Here is a 13,396-nt window from a genome sequence, read left to right on the forward strand (position 1 = left end):
ATGCCACAAGATCATATCTTTAAATATATTTATAAAAAAGGCTTGTGGCGCATGCGCCACAAGCCTTTTTGCTGTATGTATTGCTTGCTATTAGTTCTTAGCTAATTCTTTTTCATAGTCTGCTTGAGGATCATCTTCAGCTGTCCAAATAGGAATTGATGAACCACCTGAAATTTCTTCAATTTTAGCTTTAGTTTCATCAGATTGATAAGCATCTATAATAGCTTGAATATCAGGATTATCAAGCTTATCTTTTGTGGTTGCAATGATATTTTTCTTCACAGGGTCAATATTTGAAGCATCATCTGTATCGGTATAAATAGCATCTTCTGGATCTAAACCAGCATCCATCAGCATATCGCCACCAATCGTAATCAAATCAGCGTCACCTAATGAACGAGCGATTTGAGATGGGTCCATTTCGACAATTTCAATGTTTTTAGTATTTTCTACAACATCCGCTTTAGTTGGCGCAAAACCAGCTTCCTCATCTAACTTGATTAAACCAATATCTTGTAAGCCTAAGAAAGCGCGCTCTGCATTCGTAGCAGAGTTAGGTACCGCAACAGTTACACCGTCAGGGATGGATTCGACGTCAGTGATTTCAGGAACTGCAAAAATATACATAGGTGATACAATCGTATAAGCAATTGGCGTGATTTGTGAGTCACCAAGGTCCTTAGCATAAGCACTTAAGAATGAAATATGTTGGAAGGCATTTAAGTCTAATTCCCCATCTTCTAAAGCACGATTTGGTTGTGAGTATTCAGAAAAGGTTACTACTTCTAGATTGATGCCTTGATCTTCTAATCTTGTTGCAACGTCTTCCCAAATTTCAGCAGTTACATCTCCAACAACCCCAACAGAATATGACCGAGTTTCGTCAGTATCTACTTGGCCTGTTGATTCATTATCACTACTCCTATTACCGCAAGAAGCAAGTACTAAAGCACTACCAAAGGCTAGGAATAATTTTAAACTTTTTCTAATATCCAATATACTTCTCCCCATTCATAACATAATGATTTTATTTTAAATGACGTTAAAAATATAAGCAATAGCAATTCAAATGTTACGGATTTTGCAATATAAGATAGCGAACAACCATATGAAACGAAGTAGATTTTAATGATTGCGCTCTTGCTTTTTAAACTGAGTGCGGTTGGAGCAAATTGGCTAATTAATAGGGTACCAGCATTAAAGTGCAACGAAAACTTGGAAAAATGATGGCTAAGTTATCTCTTTTACATATTTTCCGCTATAATAAATATGAAAACGAAAGCGGAGGAATACGATGTCTAACAATTATCAATATCCGATCGATTTAGATTGGACGAGTGAAGAAATGGCGATTGTAGTAAAAATGTGGAATGGCTTGGAACAAGCTTATGAATCAAGCATCAACCGCGAAGAATTGTTGAGTAGATATAAGTCTTTTAAGCAAGTTGTGCCAAGCAAAATGGAAGAAAAACAATTAGGCAATAGCTTTGAAAAGATTTCTGGCTACCAACTTTATGGCACGATCAAAAAAGCTAAAAATTTAGAAACAAAATCCATTTCAATGCCATAAGGGCGAAAAGATAAAGTGTTGTAAGTAAAGTAGGAGGCATGTTAATAGATGTTAGAAGCGCGGGCAGCATTGGTGAAAGCGTGGATTGAAGAAGCAACAACCTATATCCACGACCAATTGAATAGTGAAATCGAAATAGAAAGTAAATCCAACCGAAAAGATCTCGTTACCAACGTAGATAAAGAAGTTGAATTACTATTTAGAAACAAGATTGCAGAGAACTTTCCAGACGACCGTTATATCGGTGAGGAGAAAATGGGTGACACCCCGTCCAATCTGGCTGGCGGTGTATGGATCGTTGATCCCATCGACGGCACAGCCAATTTTGTCCTACAACAAAATCACTTTGCCATCATGGTTGCTTACTACGAGGATGGCCTTGGAAAGCTAGGTGTCGTGTACGACGTGATGAATGACGACTACTTTGAAGCCATCGCTGGTCAAGGCATTAAACGAAACGGTCAAGTCTTTCAACCACCATTCAAGGACAAAATCCTAAAAGACTCCTTGATCGCGGTCAATGGGGGCATGGTCATGACTGACGCTTATAAAATACAAGAACTAGTCAAAGAATCTATGGGTCTTCGCATTTATGGGTCAGCAGGAATTGAAATCATCGCCTTGTTGAAGGGTGAAATTGCCGCTTACGTATCACCAAGGCTGCAGCCCTGGGACATTGCTGCCGGCCAAGTCTTGACAAACGAAGTGGGCATTCAAGTGTCACAATTTACTGGCGAACCGGTTGATTTATTGAACCGAAATCGGGTTTTAGCAGCCTACCCATCAGCATACCGACGAATGATTGAAAATTTGAAGGGACCAAGATAAGCAAGCATTGTACTTTTCATATCAAGAGGGGCTTGTACTTTGTGATTTATTTGGTCGACATAATCGAAAAAACTAGTAATTTCAATTGATAAGTGATACGATATTATGGCGGTTTTATTACGAGAAACTTTGTTAAAGTTTATAACTAGGGGTTTTAGGGTAAAACGGTTTCATAAACTTGACAAATAATTGATACAAATTTTGTATTTGTTATATAAATGGAGGAATTTTTAAAAATGGCAAAACGTGAAGATATTCGTAATGTTGCAATCATTGCCCACGTTGACCACGGTAAAACTACTTTGGTTAACCAATTGTTGGAACAATCAGATACTTTAGATGAACGTACAAAAATTGATGAGCGAGCAATGGACTCTAACGATATCGAGAAAGAACGTGGTATCACCATCCTAGCTAAGAATACAGCTGTAAACTACAAGGGTCACCACATTAACATCATGGATACTCCAGGACATGCGGACTTCGGTGGTGAAGTTGAGCGTATCATGACAATGGTAGACGGTGTAGTTTTAGTTGTAGATGCTTATGAAGGTACAATGCCGCAAACGCGTTTTGTATTGAAAAAAGCGTTCGAAGCGAACTTAACACCAATCGTTGTTGTAAACAAAATTGATAAACCATCAGCTCGTCCATCAGAAGTTGTAGACGAAGTATTAGACCTGTTTATCGAATTAGGTGCAGATGATGAAATGTTAGACTTCCCAGTAGTATACGCTTCAGCTTTAAGTGGTACTTCAAGTCTTTCTGACGATCCAGCTGACCAATTAGAAACAATGAATCCAATCTTCGATACAATTCTTGAAGAAATCCCAGCACCAGTTGATAACTCTGAAGAAGGTTTACAATTCCAAGTCTCATTACTAGACTATAACGACTACGTTGGTCGTATCGGTATTGGTCGTGTATTCCGCGGTACTATCCGTGTAGGTGACCAAGTTACCTTAATGAAACTTGACGGAACTGAGAAAAACTTCCGTGTAACAAAATTATTCGGTTTCTTAGGTTTAGAACGTGTTGAAATTAACGAAGCGAAGGCCGGAGAACTTATTGCCGTTTCTGGTATGGAAGATATTTTCGTTGGGGAAACAGTTGTAGATTCAAACATCAAAGAGGCTTTAGAGCCATTACGTATTGATGAACCAACACTACAAATGACTTTCTTAACAAACGATTCACCATTCGCAGGCCAAGAAGGTAAACACGTAACTTCTCGTAAACTAGAAGAACGTTTACGTTACGAATTACATACTGACGTTTCATTACGTGTAGACAATACAGAATCTCCGGATGCATGGGTTGTTTCAGGTCGTGGTGAGCTTCACTTATCTATCTTGATTGAAAACATGCGTCGTGAAGGTTACGAGTTACAAGTATCTCGACCAGAAGTTATCATCCGTAACATCGATGGTGTGAAATCTGAACCGTTTGAGTTAGTTCAAATCGATACACCTGAAGAATACCAAGGTTCAATTATCGACGCCTTAAACCAACGTCGTGGTAATATGGTAGACATGATCTCTACAGGTCTAGGTACAACTCGTTTAACTTACCACGTACCAGCTCGTGGTATGATTGGTTTCACAACTTACTTCATGTCATTAACACATGGTTACGGTATCTTGAACCATACATTTGACCACTATGCACCATACATCAACGAACAAATCGGTGGTCGTCGTAACGGTGCCTTAGTATCAACAGATACTGGTAAAGCAACTACTTACGGTATCATGCAAGTTGAGGACCGTGGTACAATCTTTGTTAACCCAGGTACACAAGTATACGGGGGTATGATTGTTGGTGAAAGTACACGTGAAAAAGATATTGTTGTAAACATTATCCGTTCTAAAAACTTAACTAATGTTCGTTCTTCAAACAAAGACCAAACAGCTTCAATCAAAGCACCGAAACTACTGACACTTGAAGAATCATTAGAATTCATGAATGAAGATGAGTACTGTGAAGTAACACCAGAAAGCATTCGTTTACGTAAATCAATCTTAAACGAAGCTGAACGTGCAAAAGCAGCTAAGAAAAAGAACTTAGGTTAATTTGATTAATGCGCTATAGCGTACATAAATACTTTTTAAGACGTAGACGATTTGTCTGCGTCTTTTTTATGGTTATTTTTTACAGAGAAGATTACATAGTAGGTTGACCAATAAATCATGTTTGATTTTTCAATAAATTGTAATAGGATTCCGCTAATGTATGGGCCGATTATGCTATAATGGATAACTGAGTAATGGCTGTCCATACCACTACTTATTTCTAGTATCAACGGATGTATAACATCATACAAAATCCATAAAGGAGGGCTATTGTGCCAACAGAATCTAAAAGAAAAAAAGCCCAAGCAAATAAGGAAAAACAAAAAAAATCAAATGCATTAGATAAAGAGAAAGCAAAAAAACAATCTAAAAATGCGCGTAAGCAAGCTAAAAAAGAAAGAAATCATGAAGGACCATCCTGGTTTAAACGCGTCATTGCCCATTGTGAAGATTTAGATGGGAAGATTTTGATATTATATGGCTTGCTGCTGACAATTGGATTATTGATGGTGACAACTGCATCATCTTATCTAGCGACATCATCAGGTCAAGTGACATACTATTATTTAGAGAGACAGGGCCTCTTTGCGGTTGCTGGTATCATCGCTATCTTTCTAATTTATATTATCAAGCCAGAAATATTGCGACATCAACGTTTTCAAAAGTTAATGTATGTAGGGGTCACGGTCCTATTAGTTTTTACCTTCATATTTGGGGAAACCATTAATGGGGCTCAAGGTTGGATTGGGGTTGGTGCCTTCTCCATTCAGCCAGTAGAGTTTGCAAAACCAGCCTTAGTTCTATTAGTCGCTAATTTCTTAGCGAAGGATGAGGTTCAGAACACGATTGCTGAAGTAAATAGTCCATTTAAATTGATTGCTCAATACAAAAAAGAGGCTGCAGCTATTGGTATTTGGTTAGCGCTCGTATTCTTCTTCCCAGATGTAGGTGGTGTACTCATTCTTGGGTCGTTATTTGTAATCCTCCTATTAAATTCTGGCCTAACACTGAAATGGCTGACTAAATCAGTTCTAGCAGCAATTGTTGTATATATTTCAGTTGTTATTATCTTGAATCTATTTGATTTATCGCATATAGATAATTATCAGATTGCCCGCTTTACCTCTTTTATTAATCCATTCGCGGATGCACAGGATACAGGATTGCAATTAGTTTATGGCTATTATGCTTTATCAAATGGTGGCATCCTTGGCCGGGGTGCAGGAAACTCTATCCAAAAACTTGGTTACTTGCCTGAAGCGCATAATGATTTTATTATGGCAATTATTGGAGAGGAATTTGGTTTGTGGGGCGTGATGCTTGTACTTGTTTTGTACTTTGCACTAGTGGTTTATATCTTCCACAAAGCCATTAAAATGCGCCGTATATATGACCAAACCGTCCTTGTTGGTGTTGGTTCATACTTTTTAATTCAAGCTTTTGTAAACTTGGGTGGGGTATTAGGATTAATTCCCTTAACAGGCGTTACTTTCCCCTTCATGTCTTATGGAGGGTCTAGCCTTCTTGTAACGAGTATGATGACAGGTATCGCCTTATCCGTCATTGCCTCTGATCGCTCGTGGCGACGTAGTCTCCAGATGAAAAAGAAGCAAGCTCATCAAATTAGTCTGGCTAAAAATGAAAAATAACATCATCTCTAAGAGCAGATCTTTTAAAAGGTCTGCTTTTTTTACAATTACGGATAAAATTGCAAATTAAGTAAATGCAAAAGTAAATTCTAAAAGCGATTGTCAATAAGGGTTTCTAATACATTTGGCTGGTGCTGTTAAGCTTTATCAACCGAAATTCGTTCATTATTCTGATATACATTAAGAGAACGATGTTAAGGATGTAGGAGTCTATCTCTCAAGGCCTTAATACCATTCCTAATGGGGATTTTTGATAATGGTGCCTAAAAGGCTTAGGTACAAAAGCTGTACTTGAAGTACAAAATGGTGTACAAGCTGTGTTTGGCGGTAAAACTAACCTATATAGCTAAGAAATCTGCTAAATTTAGGTCGAGAAGAATAAAATTAACAAAGAAGTTAGGTATACAAATCCAGTTTCTTTTTGTTATAGGTTCCGTAATAGCTATCAATACTGATATAATATTCAGATAGGAATGTAATCGGTTAGTTGTTGGAGAGCTAGCCTTTTGCAAAGGGAGGAGAGATGAAATGAAACGTTTAATTTCGGCTAGTGCCAGTGAAATCAATCAGATGGATGCTAGCCAATTGAAGCAAGCCATTTTTGCCAGTGAAGGACGGACAATTGTTGCTGAAACAGTGGTGACGTCTCCACCATTGATTCAAGGATTATCAAATCCAGAAGTAATGGCGACTTTTGGTGCAGATATCATTGTATTAAATGAATTGGATATCTTTAATCCAGAAATTCCTGGCTTGGAAGAATTTTCTGGGTCAAAAGGGATTATTCAAGAATTGAAGCGACTGATTGGTCGACCAATTGCCATTAATCTAGAACCTGTTGATGAGCGTCAAGATTTGCTTGAAACCCGTGTGAAATTGAATCCAGGACGTTTAGTTTCAAAAGAAAGTCTAGAAGCAGCAGACGAATTAGGGGTAGATATGATTCTACTGACGGGGAATCCAGCAACTGGTGTAACCATGTCGGCAATCCGTGAGGCTGTTAAGGTGACGAAAGCACATTTTTCAGGGCTAGTCCTTGCGGGTAAAATGCACGGTGCTGGGCTTACTGAAAGTATCGTCAATGAGGAAGCCTTACTTGGTTTTATGGATGAAGGTGCTGATGGGGTCTTAATCCCAGCTGTCAATACGGTGCCTGGGGTGAATGAGCTTGAAAACCAGATGGTCACGAAAGGTGTGCATGCACGCGGTGGATTGGTGATGGCGACGATTGGGACTAGTCAAGAGTCTGCCCAAGCTTCGGTGATCGAGGCGATAGGTTTATCCAATAAACGTGTTGGCGTAGACTGTCACCACATTGGTGATGGTGCCTACGGTCGGATGCCTGATCCAGAAAATATCACCGCTTTGAGTTTGGCGGTGCGGGGTAAACGTCATACTTATTTTCGTATGGCTCAGTCCGTTAATCGTTAAAACGTCATCAAAAAATATAAAAAATTGTCTTTATCAAAAGGGAGGATAAGATAATATGAAAAATTATTTACAAAATTTAGGGAAATCGATCATGTTACCGGTATCGATTTTACCTGTTGCTTCATTATTAATGGGGATAGGTTATTGGATTGATCCAGCTGGACTTTCTGGTGAGGGGTCTAACCAAGTGGCTGTATTCCTGATTCAAGCAGGGACTGCCATTATCAATAATTTACCGATTCTATTTTCAGTCGGTATTGCTACAGGTTTATCAAAAGATGCTAATGGGGCTGCCGGGCTATCTGGTTTAGTCGGTTACCTAATTGTAACAAACCTATTATCAACAGATGGTTTAAGTGTCTTACTCAACATGCCAGTTGAAGAAGTACCAATGGCTTTCGGCGCAACACAAAATGTCTTTATGGCCATTATTTCTGGTTCAGTATCGGCAGCCTTATATAACCGCTATTCAGGTACTAAATTGCCAACAGCGCTCGCATTCTTCTCAGGTAGACGGTTGATTCCAATCTTAACAGCAGGCGCTATGTTAATCATATCCTTACTGCTGTACTTAGTTTGGCCAGTAGCTTATGACGCTTTAGTAGCATTCGGTACTTTCATCTCAGGCCTTGGCGCGCTAGGTGCTGGTATTTACGGTTTCTTCAACAAATTACTGATTCCAACCGGTTTACACCATGCGCTAAACTCAGTATTCTGGTTTGACTTAATCGGTATTAATGATATTGGAAACTTCTGGGCATCTGAGGGGGTTAAAGGGGTTACTGGTATGTATCAAGCCGGCTTCTTCCCAATCATGATGTTTGGTTTACCTGGCGCAGCTTTGGCTATGTATAAGAATGCAGAATCTAAAGCTAAGAAAATTGCAGCTGGTACTATGATTGCTGGTGCTTTCGCTTCATTCTTTACAGGAATTACTGAACCACTAGAATTCTCATTTATGTTTGCAGCGCCAGGATTATACTTGGTTCACGCCTTCCTAACAGGGGTTTCAATGTTTGTCGCAGCAACCTTCCACTGGACCGCTGGATTTGGGTTTTCAGCAGGGTTAGTTGACTTTGCATTAAGCTTGAATGTGCCGATAGCTAACCAACCATTAATGCTGTTAGTTCTAGGTTTAGTGATGTTCGCTGTTTATTACTTTGTATTTGACCTTGCTATTCGTAAATTTGACTTTGCCACACCAGGACGCGGCGAGAATGCTGTAACTGAAGCTGCAATTACAGATTCTGAAGATGAAACCTCTTCTGGTAAAAAGACAACTGCATCTTCAACTAGCAACAGTAAATATGCGCAAATGGCCCATGTTATTTATGATGCTGTTGGCGGGCAAGAAAATATCCGTAGTTACTATAATTGTGCAACACGACTACGTTTTGAATTAGATGATGTTGACCAAGTCGATCAAGCAAGAATCAAAGGTCTTGGTGTTCCGGGCGTCAATGTCTTAGACAAAAACCACCTACATGTCATTGTGGGTACAGACGTTCAATTCGTTGCCGATGAAATGAAAAAAATAGAAGACCAATAATATTTAAGAGAAGTTGGGGTAAAACTCAGCTTCTTTTTTTATGAATTATTTTTAGTTAGCAACAATGTTTTTCTCATAGTTGGATAGTAATTTTTCACAATTTGCAGATTAAGAAATGGGGGGCCTTAAATCAATTAACTATATATTTTGAACGGTATCAAAAGTAATTTGGATCAAATATAAACATATTTTACGAGGATTTTTAAGTACTCGAATGCCGGGGCTGGAACTTCCTATCATGCCTTCGCAGTGGTAGAGAACGGCTTGACCCATATCAATCCGTTACGGGCTTCAGCCCTTACAGATTGAATCGTCAGACTAGCCATTAGACTTTTAGGGTGCGAGAGGCGATGCCAAGAGAGGAACATTGGAAGATTAAGGCAGTGGCTGACAACCTCAGCTGCAACTTAATCTGAGATACAGTCCTCTCTGGAGATTCGAACCTAACTATGCCTGAGGGGTCCCACTGCACCTAAGGCAATGATAGGAAAGTGTGAGCCGAAGGATTAATTACTAAATCATTATAGAAGAAAAAACTTTCTTTTTAGCCGTAGGCTAAATGATTATGAAGTACAAAAGAACAAAAATATCCTATTGTTGAAAAGTAAAGCGCTAACTACTGTTAATTATGATAGAAAAATGAGATTTCTTTCATTTTTCTATATCAAAATTGTTCAAAATATGGCAAACTATGATACAATTGGCAAGTGTAAACAAGCGTCAACTTGTTATAGGCGTAAGAGAGGGAGTTACTATAAATGATTAATAAAGTGTTAGTTGCGAACCGTGGGGAAATCGCAATTCGTATTTTCCGAGCGTGTTATGAACTAGGCATTAATACTGTCGCAGTTTATTCACAAGAGGATGAAGGATCAGTTCACCGTTTCAAGGCGGATGAGTCTTATTTATTGTCTAAGGATAAAAAAGCTGTTGAGGCTTATTTAGATATCGAGTCAATTATTCAAATTGCTAAAGATGTGAATGCTGACGCGATTCACCCTGGTTACGGCTTCCTGTCTGAAAATACTGAATTTGCGCGTCGTTGTGAGGAAGAGGGCATCAAGTTTATCGGTCCTTCACACGAAATTTTAGATATGTTTGGGGATAAAGTAAAAGCTCGTGAAGCTGCTAAAAAAGCGAATATTCCGTTGATTCCAGGTTCTGATGGACCAGTTGAAAGTCTTGAAGAAGTGGTTGAATTTGGGAAGACTGCTGGTTACCCAATTATCATCAAAGCTGCCCTAGGTGGTGGTGGACGTGGAATGCGTGTGGTACGTTCAGAAGATGAAGTAGCAGAACAATACCGTCTAGCGGTTTCTGAAGCGACTAAAGCTTTTGGTTCAGGTGAAGCCTACGTTGAAAAATACGTTGAAGGACCTAAACATATCGAAGTTCAAATCATGGCTGATGAGCAAGGAAATACTATGCATTTATGGGAACGTGACTGTTCAGTTCAACGTCGTCACCAAAAAGTGGTTGAGGTTGCCCCAACTGTAAACATGTCAATGGAATTACGTAACCGTATCTGTAATTCTGCCCGTGACTTCTTAGATTCAGTGGACTACGCTAATGCTGGAACTGTTGAGTTCTTGTTAGATGGCGATGACTTCTACTTTATCGAAGTAAACCCTCGTGTCCAAGTAGAACATACAATTACAGAGCAAATCACTGGTGTGGACATTGTGCAAACACAAATCCGTGTTGCTGCAGGTGAAAGCTTAAGTGAAATTGGTTTACCAGCACAAGAAGACTTACCATTAAATGGTTTTGCAATCCAATGTCGTGTAACTACAGAGGATCCAAATAACAACTTCTTCCCAGATACAGGTAAAATCAATACTTACCGTTCTCCAGGCGGTTTTGGTGTCCGTTTAGATGCGGGTAATGGTTTCCAAAATACAGTTGTTAGTCCGTACTTTGACTCAATGATCGCTAAGTTAATCACTTATGGTACAGATTTCGAAGATACGGTAGCAAAAACAGACCGTGCCTTAAGAGAGTATCGTGTGCGTGGTGTTAAGAACAATATTCCGTTCTTGCGTAACGTTGTAAACCATCCTGTTTTCCAAGATGGTACTGCAAACACTGTATTTATCGACAATACGCCTGAATTGTTCAACTTCCCTAAAGAACGTAACCGCGACCGTGGGAACAAAGTCTTACAATATATTGGAGACATTTCTGTAAATGGCTTCCCGGGTATTGAAAATGAAAAAGGGCAATTCGAAACCATCCCAACCCCTAAAATTGAGTTGGTGGACCGTAATGGCCTATCGGCTAAACAAATTTTAGACCGTGATGGTGTTAAGGGTGTTCAAGACTTTATTAAAAATTCAAAAGATTTATTATTAACGGATACGACAATGCGCGATGCACACCAATCGTTGATTGCGACTCGTATGCGTACGCGTGACATGGTGAAACCAGCTAAAGTTATGGAAGATGCTTTGCCAAACCTATTCTCTATGGAAGTTTGGGGTGGGGCGACATTTGATGCAGCCTTCCGTTTCTTAACTGAAAACCCTTGGAGCCGTCTAGAGCAGTTGCGTGAAGCAATGCCAAATACCTTGCTACAAATGTTATTCCGTGGTTCAAATGCGGTAGGTTACACTTCATACCCAGATAACACGTTGAAAGCCTTTATCGACCAGGCTGCTGCTTCAGGAATTGACGTCTTCCGTGTGTTTGACTCATTAAACTGGACTAAACAAATTGAAAAACCAATTCAATATGTGAAAGATGCTGGTAAGATCGCTGAAGCGACAATGTGTTATACAGGTGATATCTTAAATCCAGAGCGTACTAAATATTCTCTAGACTACTATGTGAAGTTGGCTAAAGAGTTACAAGCAATGGGCGCAGATATTATTGCAGTGAAAGATATGGCTGGTTTATTAAAACCTCAAGCTGCTTATGCTTTAATTTCAGAATTGAAAGACCATATCGATGTGCCAATTCATTTACACACGCATGATACTGCAGGTAACGGTATCTTAACTTACACTGAAGCATCTCGTGCTGGTGTGGATATTGTTGATGTGGCATCTTCTGCCTTTGCTTCAACAACTTCACAACCATCTATGCAATCACTATATTATGCGATGGAGTATAACGACCGTAAACCAAATATCCACGTACAAAATGCAGAGAAAATTAACCAATACTGGTTAGGTGTGCGTTCTTACTACGATGAATTCACTTCAGGTTTAGAGGGTCCAGAAACTGAAATCTACAATACAGAGATGCCTGGTGGTCAATATACAAACTTACAACAACAAGCGAAATCTGTTGGTTTGGGTAGTCGTTGGGACGAAGTAAAACAAATGTATCATGATGTAAACCTCTTGTTTGGTGATATCGTTAAAGTTACCCCTTCATCTAAAGTTGTTGGTGATATGGCCTTATTTATGGTTCAAAATGACCTAACAATTGATAAATTCTTCGCAGAAGGGAAAAAATACGACTTCCCTCAATCTGTTATCGATTTATTTAAAGGTAAAATCGGTCAACCAGAAGGTGGATTCCCGCAAGATGTATCTGACATCATCTTAAAAGGTGAAGAGGCTTCAACTGATCGTCCAGGTGAACACTTAGCACCAATTGATTTTGAAGCTACTCGTCAAGAATTGATTGCTAAATTAGGTGATGAAGATGTAGACGACCAAGACGTCTTATCTTACATTATGTATCCTGATGTTTTTGTAGACTACCGTCATAAACTTGAACGCTATTCTGACGTTTCAATCATCCCAACACCAAGCTTCTTCTATGGTATGAAGACTGGTGAAACTGTGAATGTTGAAATTCAAAAGGGTAAAGTCTTATACATCCGCTTAATCCAAATTGGTGAACTTGATGAAACTGGTCAACGAATTGTCTTCTTTGAATTAAACGGACAATCTCGTGAAATTATTGTACGCGACGCCAATGCCAAAACGACGGCTGCTGTTCGTCGTAAGGCTGATCACGGCAATACCAACCATATTGCAGCGACAATGCCAGGAACCATCCTTGATGTTCAGGTACAACAAGGTGATGAAATTGAAGAAGGTCAATTACTGTTGATTTCTGAAGCCATGAAGATGGAAACTACTTTGAAAGCACCGCGTAAGGCTGTTGTGAAAGAATTACTTGTTGCCAACGGCGATCAAGTAAATTCGGGGGACTTACTATTAGTCTTGGAATAATATAATAAGGGAGAATAACGGACCAACAATGATAGGTCCGTTATTTTCCTATAAAGAGGTTTAAGGGTTACTGGCAGATGAATTCCTGTTATAATGAGATTAAAGCTAGT

Annotated in this window: 8 protein-coding genes; 7 read left to right on the top strand and 1 reads right to left on the bottom strand. The window is 39.2% G+C overall.

Annotated elements, in window-relative coordinates:
* Positions 1 to 90 precede the first annotated feature (90 nt).
* The gene (locus A6J77_RS06395; RefSeq protein WP_193756644.1) at positions 91 to 996 is read right to left on the bottom strand and encodes a MetQ/NlpA family ABC transporter substrate-binding protein; all 906 of its coding nucleotides are present in this window, start codon (positions 994 to 996) and stop codon (positions 91 to 93) included.
* A gap of 298 nt (positions 997 to 1,294) precedes the next feature.
* Here A6J77_RS06395 and A6J77_RS06400 point away from each other — a divergent pair, with 298 nt between their 5' ends.
* From A6J77_RS06400 to A6J77_RS06430, 7 genes are all read left to right on the top strand, one after another.
* Positions 1,295 to 1,570 (top strand): UPF0223 family protein, encoded by a 276-nt coding sequence (locus tag A6J77_RS06400; RefSeq protein ID WP_083069199.1) that lies wholly within the window; start codon positions 1,295 to 1,297, stop codon positions 1,568 to 1,570.
* A 48-nt stretch (positions 1,571 to 1,618) separates the two neighbouring features.
* Positions 1,619 to 2,398, top strand: coding sequence for an inositol monophosphatase family protein (locus tag A6J77_RS06405; RefSeq protein WP_083069202.1), 780 nt, complete (start codon positions 1,619 to 1,621; stop codon positions 2,396 to 2,398).
* Positions 2,399 to 2,634: 236 nt separating this feature from the next.
* Positions 2,635 to 4,470: a translational GTPase TypA gene (typA, locus tag A6J77_RS06410; protein WP_083069204.1), complete on the top strand. Its 1,836-nt coding sequence runs from the start codon at positions 2,635 to 2,637 to the stop codon at positions 4,468 to 4,470.
* A 272-nt stretch (positions 4,471 to 4,742) separates the two neighbouring features.
* Positions 4,743 to 6,119 (top strand): FtsW/RodA/SpoVE family cell cycle protein, encoded by a 1,377-nt coding sequence (locus A6J77_RS06415; RefSeq protein WP_083069206.1) that lies wholly within the window; start codon positions 4,743 to 4,745, stop codon positions 6,117 to 6,119.
* Between the two features lie 528 nt (positions 6,120 to 6,647).
* Positions 6,648 to 7,550 carry a PEP phosphonomutase gene (locus tag A6J77_RS06420; protein ID WP_083069208.1) on the top strand — a complete coding sequence of 301 codons (903 nt, stop codon included), beginning with the start codon at positions 6,648 to 6,650 and terminating at the stop codon, positions 7,548 to 7,550.
* Positions 7,551 to 7,605: 55 nt separating this feature from the next.
* A complete protein-coding gene (gene nagE / locus A6J77_RS06425) occupies positions 7,606 to 9,099 on the top strand; it encodes an N-acetylglucosamine-specific PTS transporter subunit IIBC (protein ID WP_083069210.1) in 1,494 nt (497 codons plus the stop codon).
* Positions 9,100 to 9,857: 758 nt separating this feature from the next.
* A complete protein-coding gene (locus A6J77_RS06430; RefSeq protein WP_193756645.1) occupies positions 9,858 to 13,286 on the top strand; it encodes a pyruvate carboxylase in 3,429 nt (1,142 codons plus the stop codon).
* The last annotated feature ends 110 nt before the right edge of the window (positions 13,287 to 13,396 follow it).

This window comes from Aerococcus viridans, from assembly GCF_002083135.2.
GTDB lineage: Bacteria > Bacillota > Bacilli > Lactobacillales > Aerococcaceae > Aerococcus > Aerococcus viridans_C.

Excerpts from the sequence above, each read along its gene's own strand:
- typA (WP_083069204.1), top strand. The coding sequence starts at position 2,635 with ATGGCAAAACGTGAAGATATTCGTAATGTTGCAATCATTGCCCACGTT.
- A6J77_RS06420 (WP_083069208.1), top strand. The coding sequence starts at position 6,648 with ATGAAACGTTTAATTTCGGCTAGTGCCAGTGAAATCAATCAGATGGAT.
- A6J77_RS06400 (WP_083069199.1), top strand. The coding sequence starts at position 1,295 with ATGTCTAACAATTATCAATATCCGATCGATTTAGATTGGACGAGTGAA.
- A6J77_RS06430 (WP_193756645.1), top strand. The coding sequence starts at position 9,858 with ATGATTAATAAAGTGTTAGTTGCGAACCGTGGGGAAATCGCAATTCGT.
- nagE (WP_083069210.1), top strand. The coding sequence starts at position 7,606 with ATGAAAAATTATTTACAAAATTTAGGGAAATCGATCATGTTACCGGTA.
- A6J77_RS06405 (WP_083069202.1), top strand. The coding sequence starts at position 1,619 with ATGTTAGAAGCGCGGGCAGCATTGGTGAAAGCGTGGATTGAAGAAGCA.